The sequence below is a fragment of the Siccirubricoccus phaeus genome, from assembly GCF_008360935.1.
Classification (GTDB): domain Bacteria; phylum Pseudomonadota; class Alphaproteobacteria; order Acetobacterales; family Acetobacteraceae; genus Siccirubricoccus; species Siccirubricoccus phaeus.
On sequence record NZ_SRXO01000011.1, the window covers coordinates 1 to 23,111 of the forward strand.

General features: G+C 73.4%; 19 protein-coding genes. 11 read left to right on the plus strand and 8 right to left on the minus strand.

Translation table 11 applies throughout. From position 1 onward, the window contains the following. Positions 1-281: 281 nt before the first annotated feature. The 3 genes from gyrB to E5N76_RS16025 all read right to left on the minus strand — a co-directional run bounded on the left by gyrB (position 282) and on the right by E5N76_RS16025 (position 4,580). A complete protein-coding gene (gene gyrB / locus E5N76_RS16015) occupies positions 282-2,747 on the minus strand; it encodes a DNA topoisomerase (ATP-hydrolyzing) subunit B (protein ID WP_149538328.1) in 2,466 nt (821 codons plus the stop codon). Positions 2,748-2,801: 54 nt separating this feature from the next. Next, a complete protein-coding gene (recF, locus tag E5N76_RS16020; RefSeq protein ID WP_149538329.1) occupies positions 2,802-3,968 on the minus strand; it encodes a DNA replication/repair protein RecF in 1,167 nt (388 codons plus the stop codon). 285 nt (positions 3,969-4,253) lie between these two features. Then, complete coding sequence (locus tag E5N76_RS16025) at positions 4,254-4,580, minus strand: TIGR02300 family protein (protein WP_149538330.1); 327 nt, start codon at positions 4,578-4,580, stop codon at positions 4,254-4,256. A 122-nt stretch (positions 4,581-4,702) separates the two neighbouring features. Here E5N76_RS16025 and aroA point away from each other — a divergent pair, with 122 nt between their 5' ends. The 8 genes from aroA to E5N76_RS16065 all read left to right on the plus strand — a co-directional run bounded on the left by aroA (position 4,703) and on the right by E5N76_RS16065 (position 11,562). After that, on the plus strand, positions 4,703-6,052 hold the full coding sequence (gene aroA, locus E5N76_RS16030; protein ID WP_149538331.1) for a 3-phosphoshikimate 1-carboxyvinyltransferase: 1,350 nt from the start codon (positions 4,703-4,705) through the stop codon (positions 6,050-6,052). Beyond that, positions 6,049-6,678 carry a (d)CMP kinase gene (gene cmk, locus E5N76_RS16035; RefSeq protein ID WP_149538332.1) on the plus strand — a complete coding sequence of 210 codons (630 nt, stop codon included), beginning with the start codon at positions 6,049-6,051 and terminating at the stop codon, positions 6,676-6,678. The genes aroA and cmk overlap by 4 nt, the downstream gene beginning before the upstream one ends. A gap of 394 nt (positions 6,679-7,072) precedes the next feature. After that, complete coding sequence (locus E5N76_RS16040; RefSeq protein ID WP_235907726.1) at positions 7,073-7,858, plus strand: TrmH family RNA methyltransferase; 786 nt, start codon at positions 7,073-7,075, stop codon at positions 7,856-7,858. Positions 7,859-7,863: 5 nt separating this feature from the next. Next, positions 7,864-8,973 carry an ABC transporter permease gene (locus E5N76_RS16045; protein WP_235907727.1) on the plus strand — a complete coding sequence of 370 codons (1,110 nt, stop codon included), beginning with the start codon at positions 7,864-7,866 and terminating at the stop codon, positions 8,971-8,973. Between the two features lie 2 nt (positions 8,974-8,975). Further along, complete coding sequence (locus E5N76_RS16050) at positions 8,976-9,734, plus strand: ABC transporter ATP-binding protein (RefSeq protein ID WP_149538333.1); 759 nt, start codon at positions 8,976-8,978, stop codon at positions 9,732-9,734. Then, complete coding sequence (locus E5N76_RS16055; RefSeq protein ID WP_149538334.1) at positions 9,731-10,735, plus strand: MlaD family protein; 1,005 nt, start codon at positions 9,731-9,733, stop codon at positions 10,733-10,735. The genes E5N76_RS16050 and E5N76_RS16055 overlap by 4 nt, the downstream gene beginning before the upstream one ends. After that, positions 10,732-11,334, plus strand: a complete 603-nt coding sequence (locus E5N76_RS16060; RefSeq protein ID WP_149538335.1) for an ABC-type transport auxiliary lipoprotein family protein — start codon at positions 10,732-10,734, stop codon at positions 11,332-11,334. Before E5N76_RS16055 ends, E5N76_RS16060 begins: the two co-directional genes overlap by 4 nt. 51 nt (positions 11,335-11,385) lie before the next feature. After that, positions 11,386-11,562, plus strand: coding sequence for an Hsp20/alpha crystallin family protein (locus E5N76_RS16065; RefSeq protein ID WP_207791997.1), 177 nt, complete (start codon positions 11,386-11,388; stop codon positions 11,560-11,562). A 115-nt stretch (positions 11,563-11,677) separates the two neighbouring features. Here E5N76_RS16065 and E5N76_RS16070 read toward each other — a convergent pair whose 3' ends face one another. The 3 genes from E5N76_RS16070 to E5N76_RS16080 all read right to left on the minus strand — a co-directional run bounded on the left by E5N76_RS16070 (position 11,678) and on the right by E5N76_RS16080 (position 16,600). Beyond that, the gene (locus E5N76_RS16070) at positions 11,678-12,898 is read right to left on the minus strand and encodes a cation diffusion facilitator family transporter (protein ID WP_149538337.1); all 1,221 of its coding nucleotides are present in this window, start codon (positions 12,896-12,898) and stop codon (positions 11,678-11,680) included. A 132-nt stretch (positions 12,899-13,030) separates the two neighbouring features. Next, positions 13,031-13,825: a Bax inhibitor-1/YccA family protein gene (locus tag E5N76_RS16075; protein ID WP_149538338.1), complete on the minus strand. Its 795-nt coding sequence runs from the start codon at positions 13,823-13,825 to the stop codon at positions 13,031-13,033. A gap of 264 nt (positions 13,826-14,089) precedes the next feature. Continuing rightward, positions 14,090-16,600, minus strand: a complete 2,511-nt coding sequence (locus E5N76_RS16080; protein ID WP_235907728.1) for an ABC transporter permease — start codon at positions 16,598-16,600, stop codon at positions 14,090-14,092. A gap of 129 nt (positions 16,601-16,729) precedes the next feature. Here E5N76_RS16080 and E5N76_RS16085 point away from each other — a divergent pair, with 129 nt between their 5' ends. After that, complete coding sequence (locus tag E5N76_RS16085; RefSeq protein ID WP_149538339.1) at positions 16,730-17,449, plus strand: TerC family protein; 720 nt, start codon at positions 16,730-16,732, stop codon at positions 17,447-17,449. 388 nt (positions 17,450-17,837) lie between these two features. On the opposite strand, the gene E5N76_RS16090 is transcribed toward E5N76_RS16085, so the two are convergent. Continuing rightward, the gene (locus E5N76_RS16090) at positions 17,838-18,623 is read right to left on the minus strand and encodes an SDR family NAD(P)-dependent oxidoreductase (RefSeq protein WP_328593062.1); all 786 of its coding nucleotides are present in this window, start codon (positions 18,621-18,623) and stop codon (positions 17,838-17,840) included. A gap of 39 nt (positions 18,624-18,662) precedes the next feature. On the opposite strand from E5N76_RS16090, the gene E5N76_RS16095 reads away from it, so the two are divergent. Beyond that, on the plus strand, positions 18,663-19,562 hold the full coding sequence (locus E5N76_RS16095) for a YicC/YloC family endoribonuclease (RefSeq protein WP_235907729.1): 900 nt from the start codon (positions 18,663-18,665) through the stop codon (positions 19,560-19,562). Further along, positions 19,552-20,187 carry a guanylate kinase gene (gmk, locus tag E5N76_RS16100; RefSeq protein ID WP_149538341.1) on the plus strand — a complete coding sequence of 212 codons (636 nt, stop codon included), beginning with the start codon at positions 19,552-19,554 and terminating at the stop codon, positions 20,185-20,187. Before E5N76_RS16095 ends, gmk begins: the two co-directional genes overlap by 11 nt. A 164-nt stretch (positions 20,188-20,351) precedes the next feature. Here the strand turns inward: gmk and hrpB are convergent, their stop codons facing one another. Then, the gene (gene hrpB / locus E5N76_RS16105; protein WP_149538342.1) at positions 20,352-22,925 is read right to left on the minus strand and encodes an ATP-dependent helicase HrpB; all 2,574 of its coding nucleotides are present in this window, start codon (positions 22,923-22,925) and stop codon (positions 20,352-20,354) included. Between the last annotated feature and the right edge of the window lie 186 nt (positions 22,926-23,111).

Here is a 23,111-nt window from a genome sequence, read left to right on the forward strand (position 1 = left end):
GAGCAGCGAACTATCGGCACCACCTGGCGCAAGGTCGGCGCCATCCTCGACCTCGTCAGCCCAACCGAATGCGCCAACTATCTCGCCAACTCAGGATATGCTTCCGCCTAAACACAGCATGCTCTAGTGTCCTGCCCGCGAAGTTCGCTGGATTTCCGGCGAACGCAGCGGACAACCAGGCCACTGAAAACAAAAGCTAGTGGCCCGGGAACGAAGTCCGCAGGACTGCGGAATCGGGACACTGAAGCGGGTTCACCGAGCACAGGCGAGGTGAACCCGCTCTAGACGTCGAGATTCGCCACCTTCAGCGCATTGTCCACGATGAACTCCCGCCGCGGCTCCACCACATCGCCCATCAGGGTGGAGAAGACCTTCTCGGCATCCTCCACATCATCCACCTTCACCTTCAGCAGCGTCCGCGCCGCCGGGTCCAGCGTGGTCTTCCAGAGCTGCTCCGGGTTCATCTCGCCCAGCCCCTTGAAGCGCTGGATCGCCAGCCCCTTGCGGCCCTGCGCCAGGATGCGCTCCAGCGCCGCCACCGGCCCGGGCACCTTGAGCTCCGTGCCGTCCAGCAGCAGCGCCGCGCCGCCTTCCGCCTCCGCTACGCCATAGTCGCGCGCCAGCGCTTCCCGCCGCTCATCCAGCCAGCGCGCCTCGCTGCTGCGCAGCGCGGTGGCGTTCAGGGCATGGCGCTCCGTCACGCCGCGGACGGTGCGGGCCAGGGTCAGCCCATCGGCGCCGGCCGTCGCGATCCAGCCGCGCTCCTGCGGCGGAGCCAGCGCGTCCAGCCGCTGCGCCAGCACCTGGCCGGCGGCCAGCGCCCGGTCCTCCTCCAGCGTCAGCGCGCCGGCGACGGCCGCCTGTTCCAGGATCTCCACCGGCAATTGCTGCGCCAGGCGGCGCACGCGGGAGGCGACCTGGCGCAGCCCCTCCATCTCGCCGCGCAGCGCCTCGCCCGCCGCCTCGCGGCCATCCGCCAGGCGCAGCCTGGCCCCCGCTAGCGCCTTCTCCAGCAGGTAATCCTCCAGCGCCCGGTCGTCCTTCAGGTAGCGCTCCTCATTCCCGCGCTTGGCGCGGTAGAGCGGCGGCTGGGCGATGTAGAGATAGCCGCTCTCGATCAGCGCCGGCATCTGGCGGAAGAAGAAGGTCAGCAGCAGGGTGCGGATATGGCTGCCATCCACATCCGCGTCGGTCATGATGACGATGCGGTGGTAGCGCAGCCGGCCGAGATCGAAGCCGCCCTTCGCCGGGTCGCCCGGGCCGATGCCGGTGCCGAGGGCGGTGATCAGCGTACCGATCTGCTCCGAGCCGAGCATCTTGTCGATCCGCGCGCGCTCCACGTTCAGCACCTTGCCGCGCAGCGGCAGGATGGCCTGGAAGGCGCGGTTGCGGCCCTGCTTCGCGGAGCCGCCGGCGCTGTCGCCCTCGACGATGAACAGCTCCGACTTGCCCGGGTCCTTTTCCTGGCAATCCGCCAGCTTGCCGGGGAGCGTGCTGAATTCCAGGGCGTTCTTCCGCCCCACCTTCTCCCGCGCGAGCTGCGCCGCCTTCCGCGCCGCGGCGGCCAGCACCACCTGGTCGAGGACGGTCTTCGCTTCCTTCGGATGCGTCTCGAACCAATGGGTCAGGGCGTCGGCGACGGCCACCTGCACCACCGGCTGGACCTCGCTGCTCACCAGCTTGTCCTTGGTCTGGGAGGAGAATTTCGGGTCCGGCACCTTCACCGAGAGCACGCAGGTCAGCCCCTCCCGCATGTCCTCGCCGGAGAGCTCCACCTTCTCCTTCTTCGCCAGCTCCTCGGCATACTTCATCACCACGCGGGTCAGTGCCTGGCGGAAGCCGGCCTGGTGGGTGCCGCCGTCGCGCTGCGGGATGTTGTTGGTGAAGCAGAGCGCGACCTCGCGCGGCGAGGTGTTCCACCACATCGCCAGCTCGACGCGGATGCCGATATCGGTGTCCTTGCTCACCAGGGAGATCGGCGGGCGGAACAGCGGCTCCTTCCCCTGGTCCAGCCATTCGACGAAGGCGGTGAGGCCGCCGCGGAACTGGAAGAACACCTCCTGCGCCGGGACGTGCCGGTCATCCTTCAGCGAGATCGCCAGGCCGGAATTGAGGAAGGCCAGCTCCCGCAGCCGCCGCTCCAGGATGGCGAATTCGTATTCGGTCTTGGTGAAGGTGCCGGCGGAGGGCCTGAAGGTCACCTCCGTGCCGCCCGACGCGTCGGAGGGCCCCACCACCTTCAGCGGCTGCACCGTCTCGCCATGCTCGAAGCGGATGAAGTGTTCCTGGCCATGGCGCCAGATCTTCACCTCCATCCATTCGGAGAGCGCGTTCACCACCGCGGCGCCGACGCCATGCAGGCCGCCGGAGACCTTGTAGGAATTCTGGTTGAACTTGCCGCCGGCATGCAGCCGCGTCAGCACCACCTCGGCCGCCGAGACGCCTTCCTCGACATGGATGTCGGTCGGGATGCCGCGGCCATTGTCCCGCACCGTGACGCTGCCATCGCCGTTCAGCGTGACTTCGACCCGGTCGGCGAAGCCGGCCTGGGCCTCGTCCACGGCATTGTCGATGATCTCGAAGGCCATGTGGTGCAGGCCGGAGCCGTCATCCGTGTCCCCGATATACATGCCGGGGCGCTTGCGGACGGCTTCCAGCCCCTTGAGGACGGTGATCGAGGCGCTGTTGTAGTCATCCCCCCCGTTTTTCTCGGGGCTGGATTCATCGCGCGCGGCGGCGTTGCTCATGCCGGCGGCCTACTCCTTGGGAATGCGGCGGGAAGGTCGATTGAATATAGGGATTCAGCGGCCTTCCGGCACGGGTAAATCGCCATCCGGAACAAGTTCCCCGCCCCTGGCAAGGAAGCCTTCCGCCAAGCCCCGCAGCGGGCGGAACACCGCCGCGTCGGTGCCGGTGAGGAAGGCCTGGGCCGGCAGGGCGGCGAGCGCGGCGAACAGCGCCTCCCGCCGCTCGGCATCTAGATGCGCCGCCACCTCGTCCAGCAGCAGCAGCGGCGCGAAGCCGCGGGCGGCGGCGATCAGCGCCGCATGCGCCAGCACCACGGCAACCAGCAGCGCCTTCTGCTCCCCGGTGGAGCAGAGGGCGGCGGGGATCTCCTTCGGCGCATGGGTCATCAGCAGGTCGGCGCGATGGGGGCCGCTCAGCGTGGCGCCGGCGGCGGCGTCCCGCGCGCGGCTGGCGGCCCAGTCGGCGCGCAGCCCGTCCTCCACCGCCAGCGCCGGGCTGCCATCCAGCGCGGCGGCGACGGGGCAGGAGAGCGCCAGCCGCGCGGCAGGGAAGCCGCCGGTGACGCCGCCGGCCAGGGCGGCGTTCAGCCGCGCGATCAGACCCCGACGGGCGGCGGAAAGCGCCACGCCATGCCGGGCCATGGCGTCCTCCAGCCCCGCCAGCCAGGCGGGATCGGCCGCCCGGCCTTCCCGCCGCGCCTGGAGCAGCAGCCGGTTGCGCTGGGCCATGGCGTTCTCGTAGGCGGCGACCTCGCGCGCATGATGCGGCTCCAGCGCCCAGACCAGCCGGTCCAGGAAGCGCCGGCGGTCGCCGGCGCCGTCCTGGAACAGCCGGTCCATCTGCGGGGTCAGCCACACCGCGGCGACGCGCTCCGCCAGCTCAGCCTGGGTGCGCAACGGGGCGCCGTCCAGGCGGAAGCTGCGCCTCTCCGGCGGGCCACCCTCCGGCGTGCCGCTGCCGAGGTCGAAGCCGCCCCAGGGGCCCTCGAAGCGGCCGGCGGCGGCCCAGGGCAGAGGCGCCTCTCCGGCGCGGCGGCCCAGCTCCGCCGCGCGGGCGCCGCGCAGCCCGCGGCCGGGGCCGAGCAGGCTGATGGCCTCGAGGAGGTTGGTCTTGCCGGCGCCGTTCTCGCCGGTGATGACGGCGAGCTGCGCCCGGAACGGCACCGTCAGGGCGGGCCAGTTGCGGAAATCGCGCAGCATCAGGCGGGTGAGGCGGAGCATCAGACGGTCGGGGCTCCGCCCCGGACCCCGGCAGGGGCTCTGCCCCTGCACCCCGCCGGGGCCAGGACCTGGCCCCGGACCCCGGTCCGGGTTTTCCGGCCCTGGGATTCAGCCCGCCGGCCCAAGGCCCGGCGCAAAAGGGTCCCGGCAGCGGATCGGCGAGGGATTCGGCGTCCTGGCCAGGAGGTGGGCGCCGCTGCGGCGGAGAAGGCCCGCCGAGACGCGCCGCGGACCCTTTCGAGACAGGCTTTCAGGCCGGGGGCCGGGGGCGGCGCCCCCAGAAGCTCACGTCTCCTCGTCGCGGTCCCCCTCGACCTCGATCTCCTCGCCGATGGAATCCGCCTCGTCTTCCAGCTCCTCGGCATCCTCGACAGCCTCATCGGCCTCGACATCCTCGAGCTCGACATCATCCGCCTCGGCCTCCGGCACCAGGGCGCGCTTCTTCAGCTTGTCCTCGGCGGGCAGGGGACCGGCGGCGCGGCGCAGCCGCGGCTGCTCGGCCGGCTGCTCCGTGCCGCATTTCGGGCAGATCGCCGGGGCACGGGTCAGATCGTAGAATTTCGTGCCGCAGGCGACGCAGACGCGCTTGAGGCCCAGTTCGGGCTTGGCCATGGATGAGAAGCCTCGTCCAGAGACCCGCCCGCGCAAAGGGTTGGTGTGGCGGCTTTGCGCGGGCGGGAAATATAAGGTCCGGCGCATTGCCACGGGGCGGCCCCCCATGTCAAACGCGGCGCATGGCCCATTCCGCGGAACCGCGCCCGATGCGCGCCCGCCGCCCTTCGGGCGGCCTTGCCGGCACCCACCGCGTGCCGGGCGACAAATCCATCAGCCACCGCGCGCTGATGTTCGGGGCGCTGGCGATCGGCACCACCGAGATCACCGGCCTGCTGGAAGGCGAGGATGTGCTGCGCACCGCCGCCGCCATGCGCCAGCTCGGCGCCAGGGTGGAACAGCGCGGCCCCGGCGCCTGGCTCGTGGCCGGGCGCGGCGTCGGCGGGCTGACGGAGCCGGCGGATGTGCTGGACATGGGCAATAGCGGCACCGCCGCCCGCCTGCTCTGCGGGCTGCTGGCCGGCCACCCGATCTTCGCGGTGATGACGGGCGACGCCTCGCTCCGCCGCCGCCCGATGCTGCGGGTCACCGAGCCTCTGGCGGCCACTGGCGCCAGCTTCTGGACGCGGGAGGGTGGCCGCCTGCCGCTGGCGGTACGGGGCGCGCTGGACCCGCTGCCGCTGGACTACCGCCTGCCCGTCGCCTCCGCCCAGGTGAAATCGGCCTGCCTGCTCGCCGGCCTCTGCGCCCGCGGGACGACGCGCATCCTCGAGCCGGAGCCGACCCGCGACCATACGGAAAACATGCTGCGGCATTTCGGCGCGACGGTCCGGGTGGCGGACAGCGCCCAGGGCCGCGTCATCGAGCTGGAGGGCCAGCCGGAGCTGACCGCCGCCCCCATCCTGGTCCCCGGCGACCCCTCCTCCGCCGCCTTCCTGCTGGCGGCGGCGCTGCTGGTGCCGGGCTCCTGCGTCACCATCGCCAATGTCGGGCTGAACCCGCTGCGCACCGGCCTCCTCGCCACGCTCAGGGAGATGGGCGCGAAGCTGACGGTGACCAATGCCCGTACCGAGGGCGGCGAGCCGGTCGGCGACCTCACCGCCGAATACGGCCCGCTCCAGGGCGTCGAGGTGCCGCCCGGCCGCGCCCCCGCGATGATCGACGAATACCCGATCCTCGCCGTGCTGGCCGCCGCCGCCCGCGGCGAGACGCGGATGCGGGGCCTCGCCGAGCTGCGGGTGAAGGAAAGCGACCGCCTGGCCGCGACCGCCGCCATGTTGGCGGCCAATGGCCTCGCCGCCCGGATCGAGGGCGACGACCTGATCGTCCCCGGCACCGGCGGGGAACTGCCGGGCGGCGGCACCGTGGCGACGCATATGGACCACCGGCTGGCAATGAGCGCCCTGGTCATGGGCCTGGCCACCCACCGCCCCGTGACGGTGGACGATGCCGGCTTCATCGAAACGAGCTTCCCTGGCTTCGCCGCGCTGATGAATGCCATGGCGGGGGAACCCGCCATCGCCGCGCGGTGACGGGGCTGGTCATCGCCGTGGACGGTCCGGCCGCGGCGGGCAAGGGCACCCTGGCCCGGCGCCTGGCCGCGGAACTGGGCCTGCCCTATCTGGATACCGGCCTGCTCTACCGCGCCACCGGCCGCCGCGTGCTGGACGCCGGCGCGGACCCGCAGGACCCCGAGGCTGCCACCGCCGCCGCCCGCGCCCTGACCCCGGCCGACCTGCAACGTGCCGATCTGCGCGGGCCGGAGGCCGACCGCGCTTCCAGCGCCGTTGCCGCCATTCCCGCCGTCCGCGCCGCGCTGCTGGAGTGGCAGCGGGAATTCGGCCGCCGGCATGGCGCGGTGCTGGATGGGCGGGATATCGGCACCGTGGTCTTTCCGGAGGCGCCGGTGAAGCTCTTCGTCACCGCCAGCACGGCGGCGCGGGCGGAGCGCCGCTGGCGGGAGCTGCTGGGCCGCGGCGTCGCGGCCGAGCTGCCCGTCGTCGCCGCCGAAATGGCCGCCCGCGACGCCCAGGATTCCGCCCGCGCCGTGGCCCCGCTGCGCCCGGCGGAGGACGCGCTGGTGCTGGACACCACGGCGCTGGATGCCGAGGCGGCCTTCGCCGCCGCCCTGGCCCTGGTCCGGCGGAAGCTGCGCTAGTGGCCCGAGACCGAAGTCCGCAGGACTTCGGTCTCGGGCCACTAGCTTTTGTTTTCAGTGGCCTGCTTCTCCGCTCCGTTCGCTGGAAATCCGGCGAACTTCGCGGGCAGGACACTGAAAACAACAGCCAGCGTCCTGACTCCGGACTCCGCAGGAATTCGGCGTCAGGCCACGGGCCTCGCGGCTGGCGCCGCTGCCGCGCTGCCGATTGCACCCCCGGGTGCGGGACTCCCACCGGGGTCGGGGGGTGGTCCGCTCCCCGGCGGGGCTTGGGGGGCAGCGCCCCCAATTCTTGCCCCAATTTCCCCCCCTGGCACCTCTGGTGGCGAAACAGGGCTTCCGTTCTCCATCCCGGATCGCCAATTGGGGCCCCGGAACCGCCGCGGATCACATCTTGCTCGAAGCCCGTTCACGCCTTGCCCACCCCTTGCCGGACCCTGCCGCCCTGGCGCCGGACCGGCAGAGCCGGATCTGCGGCACGGCGCCGGTCCAGGCCCTGTTCCTCCGTCGCGCCGAGCAGGTGGCGCGGCTGTTCTACAGCCCGGAGCGCCGCGGCGTGGCCGGCCCGCTCTGCGCCTATCTCGCCCGCCGCCGCCGCCCCTACCGGGAGGTCCCGCCCGAGGAGCTGGAGCGCATCGCCGGCACCCAGCATCATGGCGGCATCTGCGCCATCGCCGCCCGCCGCCAGGCGGAGCCCCTCACCGGCGGCCTGCCGGAGTCCGTCCGCGCCGCCATGCTGCATCCGGTGCTGGACGGCATCGGCAACCCGCATAATCTCGGCGCCATCGCCCGCAGCGCCGCCTTCCTCGGCTGCCGCTCCCTCTTCCTCTCGGCCGATCCGCGCCAGGCGGAGCTGTCCGACGCCGCCTTCCGCACCGCGGAGGGCGGGCTGGAGCACCTGGCCGTGTACCGCCTGCCCGGCCTCGCCTCCCTGCCCGCGGCCCTTGGCCGCCCGGTGCTGACCGTCGCGGCCGTCGCCGCCGGCGGCCTGCCGCCGGAAGCCCTGCCGCGGGACCGCCCCATCGCCCTGGTGCTGGGCAACGAGGAGCAGGGGCTGCGCCCCGAGACGCTGGCCACCTGCGAGGCGCGCATCACCCTCCCCGGCTCCGGCCTGGTGGAGAGCCTGAATGTCAGCGCCGCCGCCGCGGTGCTGCTCTACGCCCTGCGGCCGCGGGGCTGAGCGGGGTGGTAGCGGCCGAGACGGGGCTGGACCTGGCCTGGGAGGGAAGCTCGGCGCGGCTCCGCCTGCCGGCGCGGCTGGAGCTGCCCGCAGTGGGCGAGGCCTGGCGCCACCTCCTCCCCCAGCTCGACCGGGCGAAGGCGCTGGTGATCGAGGCCAAGTCCCTCACCAGCCTGGACACCGCCGGCGCCGTGCTGCTGCTGCGGCTGGAACGGGCGGCGCCGACGGAATGGCAGGGGCTGGCGGAAGGCCCCGCCAAGGCCATGCTGGAACGCTGCCGCGCGGCGCTGGAGGGCGTGAAACCCCCCGCCCCCGACAACCCCCTGCCGCCCATCGCCGCCCTCGGCCGCTCGGTGGTGGAGGCGGTGCGCGGCCTCTTCACCCGCATCGGCTTCCTCGGCGAGGTGGTGGTCACCTTCCTCGGCCAGCTCCGCCGCCCGGGCCGCTTCCGCTTCGGGGAGCTGCTGCGCCACCTGGACGAGGCGGGGCTGCGCGCCTTCGGCCTCACCATCCTGCTCGGCACGCTGATCGGCATCATCCTCGCCTTCCAGTCCAGCATCCCGATGCGCCAATTCGGTGCCGAGATCTTCATCCCGAACCTCGTCGGCATCTCCCTGCTGCGCGAACTCGGGCCGCTGATGGCCGGCATCATCCTCGCCGGCCGCACCGGCTCCGCCTATGCCGCGGAGCTCGGCACGATGGTGGTGAATGAGGAGGTGGACGCGCTCGGCATCATCGGCATCTCGCCGCTCGGCTGGCTGGTGCTGCCGCGGCTGGTCGCCGCCATCATGGTCATGCCCGTGCTCGCTTTGCTGATGGACCTCACCGGCCTGATCGGCATGGCGGTGGTGATGGCGAGCCTCGGCTTCACCCCGATCGCCGTCATCCACCAATTGCAGACGGCGGTGCAGCTCGGCGACCTCGCCGGCGGGCTGTTCAAGGCGGCGGCGTTCGGCGGCGCCATCGGCTTCGTCGGCTGCCGCGCCGGCCTCGCCGCCGGCCGCGGGCCGCGGGCGGTGGGCGATGCCGCCACCTCGGCGGTCGTCGCCGGCATCGTCGCCATCGTGGTGCTGGACGGCATCTTCGCCATCCTCTTCTTCCGGCTGGGCTGGTAGCCATGGCGGCGGAAAGCGTCATCCAGGTGGAGGATCTGAAGGCTGCCTTCGGCGGGCGGACGATCTTCGAGAACGTCTCCTTCGAGGTGAAGCGCGGCGAGATCTTCGTCATCCTCGGCGGCTCCGGCAGCGGCAAGTCCACGCTGCTGAAGCACATGATCGGCCTGTACCGGGCTTCCGCCGGGAAGGTGGTCATCCTCGGCCAGGAGGTCGGGGCGGTGGAGGGCGCGGCGCGGCGGGCCCTGCTGCGGCGCATCGGCGTCATGTGGCAATCCGGCGCGCTGTTCGGCTCGCTCGACCTGTTGGGGAACGTCATGGTGCCGCTCGAGGAGCATAGCGACCTGCCGGAGGACGCCCGGCGGGAGGTGGCGCAGGTGAAGCTCGGCCTCGTCGGCCTCGGCGATGCCGCGCGGCGGCTGCCGGCGGAGATCTCCGGCGGCATGGCCAAGCGCGCCGGCATCGCCCGGGCCATGGCGCTCGACCCGCCCATCCTGTTCCTGGACGAGCCCTCGGCCGGCCTCGACCCCATCACCTCGGCGGGGCTCGACCGGCTGATCAAGCAATTGGCGAAGGAAATGGGCACGACCTTCGTCGTGGTGACGCATGAGCTGCAGTCGATCCTCGCTATCGGCGACCGCTGCATCATGCTGGACAAGGCGGCGAAGGGGGTGATCGCCACCGGCGACCCGCGCAGGCTGCGCGAGGAGAGCACCCACCCCACCGTGCGCGCCTTCTTCCGGCGGGAGGCGATGGAAGAGTGAACCGCAGCCTGTATTTCCGCGTCGGGGCGCTGGTGCTGGCCGGGGCCGGCCTGCTGATCGGCTTCGTGCTGTTCTTCACCGCCAACCGCTTCGGCACCAGCACCACGGTGTACGAGACCTATATCCGCGAATCGGTGCAGGGGCTGGAGGTGGGGGCGCCGGTCCGCTACCGCGGCGTGCGCATCGGCCGGATCTCGGAGATCGGCCTCGTCTCCTCCGAATACCGCCGGCCGCAGGGGGACAGTTTCGGGGCCGCCTTCCAGCTCGTCTTCGTCCGCTTCCTGGTGGACAGCAGCCGGATTGGCGAGACGCCGAACATCGAGGAGGCGGTGAAGCAGGGGCTGCGCGTGCGCATGGCGTCCCAGGGCATCACCGGCGTGAATTACCTGGAGGTGGATTTCGTGGAGCCCGAGCGATACCCGCCGCGCCAGGTGCCCTGGGCGCCGCGCAACCCCTACATCCCCGCCATTCCTTCCACCGTCGCCCAGGTGCAGACTGCGGCGGAGGATCTGCTGGCGCGGCTGCGCGACGCCGACCTGCCGGGCAAGCTCTCGGGGCTGGTGGAGGCGCTGGAAGGCCAGTTGAAGGACGGCGACCTGGCCCAGACCCTGCGCGAGGCCTCGGCGCTGCTGAAGAGCCTGCGGGAGACGACGGAGCGCGCCGACCTGCCGGGCACCACGGCGGAGCTGCGCGGCGTGGCGGGCGATGCCAGGGCGCTGCTGGGGGCGCCGGAGCTGCGGCGGAGCCTGGCCAATCTGGAAGCCGTCTCGGCCGAGGCGCGGCGCGTCGTCGGCCGGTTGCCCGGCACGCTGAACTCGGTGGATGCGACGCTGCGCGGGGCGCGCAGCACCACCACGGATGTGCAGGCGGAGCTGGCGCCGATCCTGCGGGATCTGCGGGCGGCGGTCAGCAATCTGCGGGATACGACGGAGCAGCTCCGCCGCTCGCCCTCCCAGCTTCTGCTCGGGGCGCCGCCGCCGGCGCCGGAGGCGCGGCGATGAGGCGGCGCCTGCTGCTGGCGCTGCTGGCCCTGCCGGGCTGCAGCCTGCTGCCGGAACGGCCCTACCAGGAGGTGCAGCGCTTCACCCTGGCGCCGGCGATGGCGCCGGCCGCCGCGGCGCCGGCGCGGCGCGGGCCGGTGCTGCTGCTGCGCACCATGCGGGCGGCGCCGGGGCTGGACGGCCGCGGGCTGCGGGTGATGCAGCCGGACGGCCAGGTGGTGGTGGAGCCCTGGGCGGAATGGGTGGCGCCGCCGGCCGATTTGGCGGAGGAGGCGCTGCGCCGGCGATTGGAGGCGAGCGGCCGCTTCACCGCCGTCACCGCCCCCGGCTCCCGCCTGCGGGCGGAGCTGGTGCTGGAGGCGGAGCTGGTGGGGCTGGAAGCGGTGCCGGCGGAAGGGGTGGCGCGGGCGCGGCTGGCCGGGCTGCTGCTGGCGGAAAGCGGCGATCCGAGGCGGGTGCTGGGACAGTTCACCGTGGCAGGGCAGGCGCCGCTGGGCGGCGCGGGCGCGGCGGCGGAGGCGGCGGCGATGACGGCGGCGCTGGGCGATGCGCTGGGGAAGATGGAGGTGGCGGTGGTAGGGGCGATGGGGCGGCGGTAGGCGATGGGGGCTTTGCCCCCTGGCCCCGGGGGGCAAAGCTCGTCGGCGGCAGTGCCGCCAGGCCCCCGGGGCCAGGACCTGGTCACCTATCTGCGCCGCTTCGCCCTGCCCTTCGAGGCCGAGGCGGACAAGGTGGAGGCGCGCTTCGACAAGGGGGTGCTGCACCTCACCATCCCCCGCTCCGCCGCCAACAGGCTCGGCCGCCGCATCGAGGTAAAAGCCGCCTGAACCCACGGGTCCCAACCTCTCGCCAGGGTCCGGGGACCGGTCCGGTCCCGGCGGGGATCGCATGCGTCCGATGGGGGCAGAGCCCCCCTGCCGAGGCCCCGGGGCGGAGCCCCGCTTACAGCGTCCCCGCCGCCGCCAGCCGGCAGGGATGCGCCGGATCCCCGGCTTCCACCTGCAGCGTCGCATGGACGATGCCGAAGCGCTGCCGCAGCGCCGCCTCCAGCCCCGCCAGGAAGGCATCGTCCGGCCCGCAGCCGGGCCGCACCAGATGCGCCGTCAGCGCCGTCTCCGTGGTGGAGAGCGCCCAGATGTGCAGGTCGTGCACCTCCGCCACCCCCGGTGCGGCGCGCAGCAGCGCCGCCACCGCCGCCGGGTCGATGCCCGGCGGCACCGCATCCATCGCCAGGTCCACCGATTCCCGCAGCAGCCCCCAGCTTCCCAGCAGGATGACGCCGGCGATGACCAGGCCGAGCACGGGGTCCACCCAGGCCCAGCCGGTCCAGCCGATCAGCAGCGCCCCCGCCACCACGCCGGCGGAGACGCCGGCATCCGCCAGCATGTGCAGATAGGCGCCGCGGCGGTTGAGGTCTTCCGCCCTTCCGCGGGCGAAGAGCAGGGCGGTGCCGCCATTCACCAGGATGCCGGCCGCCGCCACCCAGAGCATCCAGCCCGTGGCGACCGGCATCGGTTCCGCCAGGCGGTGCAGCGATTCCGCGCCGATGGCGCCGACGGCGACCAGCAGCAGCACGGCATTGCCGAGGGCGGCGAGGATGGTGCCGCGGCGGAAGCCGTAGGTGCGGCGGCCGGCCGGCGCCCGCTGCGCCAGCCGCGCCGCGCCCCAGGCCAGCAGCAGGCCGAGCACGTCCGAGAGGTTGTGCGCCGCATCCGCCAGCAGCGCCATGGAGGCGGCGAGCAGCCCCGCCGTCGCTTCCACCAGCACGAAGCCGAGGTTGAGGGCGGTGCCGAGGGCAAAGCCCTGTTCCCCGGGCCGGGCGTGGTGGTGGTGGGTGTGGCCGCCATGGTCGTGGGCATCGTGTTCGTGGCCGGCATGGGCGCGGCCGCCATGGTCATGCGCACCGGGTGCGTGGCCGGCATGGTCATGCCCGCCATGGCCTCGCGCTCCATGCGCGGGATCGGCATGGGCGTGGCCGCCATGGCCGGGCGCCCCATGCGCGGGATCGGCATGCGCATGATCGCCATGGCCGGGCGCCCCATGCGCGCCATCGGCATGCGCATTGCCGCCATGGCCGTGCGGCTCATTGGCATCGCCCTGCGCCGGCGCGCGCGCCGCCGCGGGCGCCGCATGGGCCTGGTGGTGGCGGGGATCCTGCGGCATGGCCCCTTCCCTGCGCCGCGGCTGCCGGCCGTGCAAGCGAAAAGCCCTGCCGGCGGGCGCTCCAGGACGCGCAAAGCAAAAGCCCCGGGGGCGAACCCCCGGGGCCTCTGCTGACCTACCTTCCGGTCCGGCTCACTCGCTGCCCTGGCGAACGCCGACGAGCTGCAGCATGAACTGGAACAGGTTGATGAAGTTCAAGTACAGCGCCAGCGCATCCATCACGCTGCGCTTGCCCGCCTCCTGCGTGCCCTCGGCATAGGCGTATTCGATGTAGTCCGCCTTGATCCGCTGCGTGTCATACGCCGTCAGGCCCAGGAAGACGAAGACGCCGATGACGCTGATGGCGAAGGCCAGCGCCGAGGACTGCATGAAGATGTTCACCAGCCCGGCGATCAGGATGCCGATCAGCCCCATGATCAGGAAGCTGCCCATCCGCGTCAGGTCGGCCTTGGTGGTGTAGCCGTAGAGGCTCACCGCCGCGTACATGCCGGCCGTGGCGAAGAAGGTGCTGGCGATGGAAGCGCCGGTGTAGCGCCAGGCGAGGTTGCTGAGGCTCGCGCCCATGCAGGCGGCGAACAGCCAGAACAGCGTCTGCGCCGTACCCTTGCTCAGCCGGTTGTAGCCGAAGCTCAGCACCAGGATGAAGGCCAGCGGCGAGAGCGCGGCGACCCAGAACAGGATCGTCGGCTGCATCGCGACGCGACCGTTCGGCAGGCGCACCGCCTGGTAGAACAGCTCCTGGATCGCCGGGACGGTGACGACGAGCAGCGCCACGATGCCGGTGAGCAGCAGCCCCGATGCCATCCAATTGTAGACCCGGAGCATGTATGCCCGGAGCCCGGCATCGACGGCGGCCGCGTCGGCGGTCGCGACCCGACCCCAGCCTGGCGCACCCGTCTGGAATCGATAGTCGGGTTGAAGGGCCATAGGTGTCTCAAGCCTCCGCGAATTGGGGGTGCGGCCCCGCGATTGGGGCCAGATCCCAGTGAGCCTTATATGGAGAAACCGTAATCCGCTTCAATGGCAATCCGGCCCCTGGGCGGCGGTTTCCTCATCGGCAGCGATCTCACCCAAGCTGCGTTGAGCTGGGGTTTAACACGCCGGATGTCCCGTTGAGAAACATCTCCGCGCGTAACTGGTCTTCTCGCGCGATTCACGCTTCCGGGCGTTCCGCCCTCCGGCGATCGCGCTCTATTCGTTCCGCAGCAGCGGCCCCGGCCGCGCCGCCAGCGCCAGCCAGCCCCCGGCCTGCCCGGCAAGCAGGGTCAGCGCCAGGCAGCCGGCGATGCTGGCCGCCAGGGTGCCCGGCAGCAGCACCCACTCCGCCCGCATGACGTAGCGGACCACGCCCCAGGCAGCGAGGCTGCCGGCCACCCCCGCCAGCGCGCCGGCCAGCAGGCCGATCAGCCCGTATTCCACCGCCCAGGCGGCGCGGATCTGGCCGCGCGTGGCGCCGATGGTCTTCAGCACCACCGCATCCCGCACCCGCTGGCGCTGCCCGGCGGCGATGGCGCCCAGCAGCACCAACGCGCCGGCCAGCAAGGTGATCCCGCCCGTCGCGGAAAGCGCGACGCCGATGCGGGAGAGCAGCCCGGCCACCGCCTCCAGCGCGTCCCGCACCCGGATGCCGGAGATGTTGGGGAAGGCGTCGGTCAGCCGGTGCAGCACCAGCGCATCCTGGGCCGGATCGCCGCGCAGGGTGGCGATATGGGTGTGCGGCGCCGCCTCCAGTAGGCCGGGGGAGGCGATGAGGGTGAAATTCATCCCCAGCCCGCGCCATTCCACCGCGCGGAGATTGGCCACCCGCATCTCGATATCGCGGCCGAGGATATTGAGGGTGAGGGTATCCCCTACCCCCACCCCCCAGCCGGCGGCGAGGCCGGCATCGAGGGAGAGCAAGGGCGGGCCGCGGTAATCGGCGGGCCACCAGGCGCCGGCGGTCAGCCTGGTGCCCTCCGGCCGGGCGGCGGCATAGGTCAGGCCGCGATCGCCGCGCAGCGCCCAGGCGGTCTCCGGCGTGCTGCGCGCCAGCTCCACCGGCACGCCCTTCACCGCGGCGATGCGGGCGCGCAGGCTCGGCACCCGGCGCACCTCCGTCACGCCGGGCAGGCTCTGCGCCAGGGCGTCGAAGCGGGCGGCCTGGTCCGGCTGGATGTCGATGAAGAAGAAATTCGGCGCCCGGGCCGGCATCTCCCCGGCGAGCTGGCGGCGGAGATTGCCCTCGATCTGGGCGATGGCCGTGAGGGTCGTCAGGCCGATGCCGAGCGCCACCACCAGCACCGGCGTCGGCGCCGCCGGGCGGTGCAGATTGGCGAGGCCGAGCCGCAGCGCCGGGGCGCGCAGATGGGCGAGGCGCCGGGCCAGCCGCATCAGCCCCGCCGCGCCGCCGCGGAACAGCAGCAGCGCGGCCAGGGCGGCGGCGCAGAACCAGGCGGCGAACAGCCTCTCCCCGGCCGTCGCGACGATGAGGGCGATGAGGGCGAGGCCGGCGGCGAGGGTCAGCGCCAGCGCGCCCGGCCCCGGCCGGCCGGCGGCGGGCTGCACCGCATCCCGGAACAGCGCGGCGCCGGAAATGCGCGCGGCGCGGCCGAGCGGCCAGAGGGCGAAGGCCAGCGCCGTCAGCAGGCCATAGAGCCCGGCCAGCGCCAGCGGCGCCGGGTAGGGGGCGAGGCGCGGCGGCACCGGCAGGGTGCCGGAAAGCGCCTGCGCCGCTACCCAGGTGAGGCCGAAGCCCGCCACCAGCCCGATGAGCGTGCCCAGCAGCGCCAGCGCCAGCACCTGCAGCAGATAGGTGAGGAAGATGGTGCCGGAGGCAGCGCCGAGGCAGCGCAGCGTGGCGATGCTCTTCGCCCGCGCCTCCAGCCAGGCGCGCACCCCCGTGGCGACGCCGATGCCGCCGACCAGCAGCGCCGTCAGCCCGGCGAGCGTCAGGAAGGCGGCGGCGCGGTCGAGGAAGCGGTTCACCCCGGGCTCCGCCGCCGCGGCGGTGCGGAGCCGCCAGGAGGCCTCCGGAAAGGCGGCGCGCAGCGCCGTGGCGAAGGCGGGGACGGCGGTGCCGGGGGGCAGGCGGAAGCGGAGGTCGTGCTGCACCAGGCTGCCGGGCTGCAGCAGGGCGGCGCGGTCCAGCGCCTCCCGGGTCAGCAGGGCGCGGGGGCCGAAGATGGCGGGGGTGGCGACCTTGTCCGGCTCCTCCGCCACCACGGCGGCATAGCGCAATTCGGCCTCGCCCAGGCGGACCGTATCGCCGAGGGCGAGGCCGAGGCGTTCCGCCACCAGCGGATCGAGCGCGACCTCGCCGGGGCCGAGGGGCGCGGGCGGCTCCAGCCGGAGGGCGCCGTAGAGCGGGTAGGCGGCATCCACCGCCTTCACCTCCACCAGCAGCCGCTCCCCGGAGGGCGCGACCAGCATGCTGCGCAGGGTGAGGATGGTGGAGGCGGTGGCGCCGCGCGCCTCCGCCCAGGCGAGCTCGGGGCCAGGCGGCTGGGCGCCGCTGCGTAATTCCAGGTCGCCGCCCAGCAGCCTGGCGCCGTCCGCGGCGAGGCCGGCGGCGATGCCGGCCCGCAAGGTGCCGACCGCGGCAATGGCCGCCACGCCCAGCGCCAGGCAAGCAAGCACGATGCCAAGCGCCCGGACCCCGCCGCGCAGATCGCGCCGCGCCAGGCGAAGGCCGAGCGAAAGCTGCGCCAAAGGCCCCAACCTCACCTCCGCCCCAATTCGCGCCCCAATTTCGGGATGGTCATCAGATGGCCCGGCCCCGCCGGGGTAAAAGCCCCGATGGCACCACAGCGCGTCGCGAAGCGTTACGGTGCCTCGCCGCAAGGGACCCGCCTGATGGACAGCGAAATCCTCGTCGCCCTCGCCGCCCTCATCGCCATGGAGGTGGTGCTGGGTATCGACAACCTGGTCTTCATCGCCATCCTGTCCAACCGGCTGCCGGAAGCGCAGCGGGTGCCGGCGCGGCGGGTCGGCCTTGGCCTCGCCGTGCTGCTGCGCTTCGCCATGCTGGCCGGCGCCAGCTGGCTGCTGACCCTGACGCGGCCCTGGTTCGAGGTGCTGGGGATGGAGATCTCCGGCAAGGACGTGATCCTGATCGTCGGCGGGCTGTTCCTCATCGGCAAGGCGACCGTCGAGATCCACCATCGCGTGGACCCGACGAGCCAGGCGGAGAGCAAGGCGGCCGACGCCGCCCTCGCCCTGTTCTGGCCGACCGTGTTCCAGATCCTGCTGCTGGACCTGGTCTTCTCGGTGGACAGCATCCTGGCGGCGGTGGCGCTGACGCGGGAATTCTGGGTCATCGCCACGGCGATCGTCGTCGCCGTGCTGGCGATGCTGCTCTCCATGGACGCGCTCTCCCGCTTCATGGAGCGCAACCCGACGGTGGTGATGCTGGCGCTGGCCTTCCTGGTGATGATCGGGATGGTGCTGGTGGCGGAAGGCTGCGGCGTGGAAGTGCCGAAGGGGTTCGTCTACGTGGCCATGGCCTTCGCCGCCGGGGTGGAGGGGCTGAACCTGCTGGCGCGGCGGGCCAGGGATCGTGGGGCGAAGGAGTGAGCGGGGGCGCCAGCCCCCGGCCCCGGCAGGAGGCTCCGCCTTCTGCACCCTCCGCCGGGGCCAGGACCTGGGCCCGGACCCCGGTCTGCGTTTGGGCCTGACGGCCGGGCCTGCCGACGGCGCCGGGCAGCCCCGCCCCGTTCTCCGCCGCGGGCGCCGCCACGACCAGCAGGGCCGGCGAGAAGACCCGGATCCGGACATTCCTGAGCCGGCGATTCGCCGCCTGAGCGTGCCCGCCGGCGCTGGGTACCCGCAGGCCGTGAATCGCCGGCTGGAGCGGTTTCCTCTCGCCTGTGCTCGGTCAACCCGCTCCAGCTTTTTATCCTGTCGCATTTTATTCTGCGGCATTTTCCGAGCCGTCCGGCGATTCCGCCGAACTTGACATGCTCTAATCTTCGCCCGGCCCGGCCTCCTTCGCCGGCAGGCGCAGGAAGACCGCGTTGCGCAGCCCCGCCGGCATCGCCCCGGCCAGCAGCGACGCCCAATAGAGCGGCCAGGGATAGGCAATGCGCAGCCGCCCCGCCGCGATCCCCCGCAGCGTCCGCCGCGCCGCCGCCTCCGCCGACATCAGCAGCGGCATGGGAAAGGCATTCCGCGCGGTCATCGGCGTGCGGACATAGCCGGGGCAGATGGCGTGCAGCCGGATGCCGCGCCGGCGCTCGGTGGCGTCCAGCGCCTCCGCCCAGCGCTGCACCGCGGCCTTGGCAGCGCAATAGGCCGGCGCCCCCGGCGCGGCGACGAAGGCGGCCAGCGAGGCGACCACCGCCACCCGCCCCCGCACCCCATCCGCCCCCGGCGCCTGCCCCGCCATGGCGGCGATGGCCGGCAGGGCGGTGTTCAGCACGCCGGTCACATTCGTCTCGAACACCGCGCGGGTCACCGCCATGGGCTCTACCGCGCCGCCGGTACCGGCGGAAATGCCGGCATTGGCGATGACCAGGTCCAGCGGCCCGGCGCTGGCGATCCAGCCGGCCATCGCCGCCTGGTCCCGCACATCCAGCACCGCCGGGCGCACCGTGGCGCCGCGCGCCTCGGCCGCCGCCGTCACCGCCTGCAGCCGCGCCCGGTCCCGGCCGGAAAGGTGCAGCGTGACCCCCGGCGCCGCGCATTCCAGCGCCAGCGCCCGGCCGAGGCCGGAGGAGGCGCCGGTGATCAGCACATGTCGCCAGCGCATCGCTTGCATCCTGCCCCGCTGCGCGGGAGAAGCCCCGGCATGGGCACCCTTATGAGCATGACCGGCTTCGCGCGCGAGAGCGGGCACCTCCCCGACGGCACCGCCTATGTCTGGGAGATCCGCAGCGTGAACGGAAGGGGGCTCGACCTGCGGCTGCGCCTGCCGAACGGGCAGGAGGCGCTGGAGCCGGCGCTGCGCGAGGCGACGGCGAAGCGGCTGAAGCGAGGCAACGTCTCCGCCACGCTGAGCCTGAAGCGGGAGGAACGGCCGCGCCTGGCGCCCGATCCGCAGGCGCTGGAGCAGGCGCTTGCCCTGGCGCTGGAACTCGCCCGCCGCATTCCCGGCGCCCCGCCGCCGCGGGCGGAGGCGCTGCTCGCCCTGCCCGGCGTGATGCGCGCCGAGGCCAGCGAGCCGGACGAGGCGCAGGTGGAGGCCGGGCGCGCCGCCCTGGCCCGGGCCTATGAGGCGGCGCTCGGCGGGCTGGTGCGGGCGCGGCAGGATGAGGGGGCGAAGCTGCTTTCCATCCTCGCCGCTTTGCTGGACGAGATCACCGCCTATCAGGAGAAGGCGGCGGCCGAGGCGGCGCTGCAATCCGAGGCGCAGCGCGTCCGGCTGCTGGAGCAGCTCGCCACGCTGCTGGGGGAAGGCGGCGTCGGCCGCATCCCGGAGGAGAGGCTGGCCCAGGAAGTGGCGCTGCTCGCGCAGAAATCCGATGTGCGGGAGGAGCTGGACCGGCTGGCCGCGCATCTCGAGGCGGCGCGGGCGCTGCTGCGGGCGGGCGAGGGGGCGGGGCGGAAGCTGGATTTCCTGACCCAGGAATTCGTGCGGGAGGCCAATACCCTCTGTTCCAAATCCGCCTCCGTGCCGCTGACGCGGATCGGGCTCGACCTCAAGGCCGCGATCGAGCGGCTGAAGGAGCAGGCGGCGAATGTCGAGTAGCATCCACCGGCGGCGCGGGCTGTGCCTGGTGCTGGCGGCGGCGCCGGGCGGGGGGAAGACCAGCATCTCCCGCTGCCTGCTGGCGGAGGAGCCCGGGCTGGCGCTTTCCATCAGCGCCACCACCCGCGCGCCGCGCCCGGGGGAGCGCGAGGGGGTGCACTACTTCTTCCGCACCGCCGAGCAATTCGCCGCCGGCGTGGCGGCGGGGGAGTTCCTGGAGCACGCCACCTTCCTCGGCCGGTCCTACGGCACGCCGCGGGCGCCGGTGGAGGCGGCGCTGGCGGCGGGGCGGGACGTGCTGTTCGACATCGAATGGCAGGGCCACCAGCTGCTGAAGGCGGCGATGCCGGAGGATGTGGTGGGCGTCTTCCTGCTGCCGCCGAGCCTCGCCGAGCTGGAACGAAGGCTGCGCAACCGCGGCCAGGATGACGAGGCGGAGATCGGCCGGCGCCTGGCGGTGGCGAAGGAGGAGATGCGCCACTGGGACGAGTTCGAGCATGTGCTGGTGAATGACGATTTCGCCGCGACGGTGGCGGCGGTGAGGGCCATTCTGCACGCCGCGCGGACGCGGCGGACGCGGCAGCCGGGGCTGGCGGAATTCGTGGCGGGGTTGGTGGGAGTTTGAGGGGGAGCTCCGCTCCCCCTCAAACTCCCCTTCGCCAAAGGCCGTAGGGCCTTTGGAAACCATGAGTTTCAGACCCGAGGGTTCAACCTGCCGACTCAAGGGTTCCGAGGGCCTTTCGGCCCTTGGCGGGTGGGGGTTCGGGGGAGGGCGGAGCCCTTCCCCGATCACCGCCTCGGCGGATCCGCCTGCGCCGTCGCCGGATCCTCCGGCCAATTGTGCTTCGGGTAGCGCCCGCGCATGTCCTTCCGCGCATCCAGCCAGCCGCCCTTCCAGAACCCTGCGAGGTCGCCCGTGACCGCGATGGGCCGCCCGGCCGGCGACAGCAGCGCCACCTGCAAGGGCACCCGCCCTTCCGCCAGCTTCGGCAGCGCGGCCATGCCGTAGAGGTGCTGCGCCCGCGCCTCCAGCGTCGGCACTTCCCGCGCATAGTCGATGGCGGCGCTGCGGCCGGCGGGCAGGGGCAGGCGGGCGGGCAGGGCGGCGTCCAGCCGTTGGCGCTGCGGCCATTCCAGCGCCCCCAGCAGCAAATCCGGCAGGTTCAGCGCCGCAAGCTCCGTCAGCCGCGACAGGCCGTGCAGATGCGGCGCCAGCCAGGACTGCACCCCGGCGATCAGCGCGGCATCGGAGACGTCCGGCCAATCCGGCCCCTCCACCTGCCGCATCCAGCCGATCCGCGCCTGCACCTGCCGCGCCGTATCGCCCCAGGGCAGGTCGCGCAGCCCGCGCTCCGCCACTGCCGAAGCCAGCGCCGCGGCGATCGCCGCCGGATCGGCCTGGGGCAAAGGCTGCTCCTCCAGCACCAGCGGGCCGAAGCGCAGGCGCCGCCTCGCCTGCACGGCGCCGGAACGGGCATCGAAGGCGGCCGCTTCCTCGCGGATGAAGCGCGCCGGGAAGCGCGCCTCCAGCACCGCGCGGTCGAGCGGCGCGGCCATGCGGATGCGCGCCTCGGTCCCCTGCAACTCCAGATCCGCCACCGCCAGCAGCGGGGATTTCGCCAGCTTGTCGTTGGCCGGCAGCCGCGCCCCCTGGCCGCTCGCCAGCCGGAAGGCCCCGGCCATGACGCCGCGGATGGCGGCGATCCGGTCCGGGAAGCCGGCGGCCAGCAGGGCGCCCGGATCGCCCTCGGGCCAGGTATTGCCATGCACCCCCAGCCGCCGCCGGTGCAGCGTCGCGGCGCGGCGGATGCGGTGCACCGTGGCGCGGTCGGCGGCAGCCACCGTCCGATCGGCGGAGCGCCCCTGGGCGCGGAGCCGTGAATCGGCCGGTATCGACACATGATCATCGGCACCATGCAGCAGGTCCAGCCGCAGGGAGATGTCGCTCGGCGCCTCTCGCCCCCTGATCGGGTCCCGCTCCTCCAGCAGCGCGGCGAGGTCGGCGGCCATCGCCTTCTCCCCCTCCGTTTCCGCCGCCGCCAGCATGCGGGCCAGCCGCGGATGGGTGCCGAGCCTGGCCATGCGCCGCCCCATCGGGGTGACGCGGCCCTCCGCATCCAGCGCATCCAGCTCCCGCAGCAATGCCCGGGCGGCGGCCATGGCGCCGGCGGGGGGCGGGTCCAGCCAGGCGAGCCCCTCCGGCGCCGCCCCCCAATTGGCCAGGTCGAGCGCCAGGCCGGACAGCTCGCTTTCCAGGATTTCCGGCCGGTCGGCCGGCGCCAGGCCGCGATGCAGCGCCTCCGACCACAGGCGGATGGCGACGCCAGGCGCGGTGCGGCCGGCGCGGCCGGCGCGCTGCTCGGCCGCGGCCTTGCTGATCCGCACCGTCACCAGCCGGGAGAGGCCGGTGGCCGGGTCCAGCCGCGGCGCCCGGCGGAAGCCGCCATCCACCACGATCCGCACGCCGGGGACGGTCAGCGAGGTCTCGGCGATGGAGGTGGCCAGCACCACCTTGCGCCGGTCGCTGGGGGAGAGGGCGCGGTCCTGCTCCGCCGGCGGCAACTCGCCATGCAGCGGCAGCACCTCCGCCTCGACGCCGGAGAGCCGTTCGGCGGTACGGCGGATCTCGCCCCAGCCGGGCAGGAAGGCCAGCACGTCGCCCGGGTGCTCGCGCAGCGCGGCGCGGATGGCGCCGGCCATGGCTTCCGGCAGGTCGCGCGGGTCGGCGATGTCCCGCGGCCGGTGGCTGACCGCGACGGGGAAGGCGCGGCCGAGGCTTTCGATGGTGGGCGCCGCCCCCGGCGGCAGCGCGCCGGCGGGCGCCGTGCCGGGCGCCGCCCCGCCCCGCCCCAGCAGCCCGGCGAAGGCGGCGCCGTCGATGGTCGCCGACATCGCCAGCAGCCGCAGCTCCGGCCTGAGCGCCGCCTGCAAATCGAGGCAGAGGGCCAGCGCCAGGTCGGTATCGAGGTTCCGCTCATGCGCCTCGTCGAACAGCACGGCGGCGACGCCTTCGAGCCCCGGATCCGATTGCAGCCGCCGCACCAGCAGCCCTTCCGTCACCACCTCGACGCGCGTAGCTGGCGAGATGGCGCGATCCAGCCGCGTGGCGAGGCCGATGGTCTGACCCGGCGCGCTCTCGCCGATCAGCTCCGCCATGCGCCGCGCCGCGGCCCGGGCGGCGACGCGGCGGGGCTCCAGCACGAGAATCTTGCCGCCCGCCGCCCAGGGCTCGTCGCGCAGCACCAGTGGCACCAGCGTGGTCTTGCCGGCGCCGGGCGGGGCCATGAGGACGGCGTTGGGCCCGGCGCGCAGGGCCTCGGTCAGCGCCGGCAGCGCCTCGGCGACGGGGAGGGCGGGGAGCATGGGCCTTGCCATAGGCGGGTCGGCGGCGCTTGTCACACTGGCGCTTGTTGCGGTGGTGCCGCATCGGTGCCGGTCACGCCGGCGTCCACGCGGCGGGGCTCGCGGCATGGGTGCCTGCCGCATCTGTGCTCCCACATCAGCGCTGGTCGCCGACGGTGCCGGTCACGCCGGCGTCTGCGCGGTAGG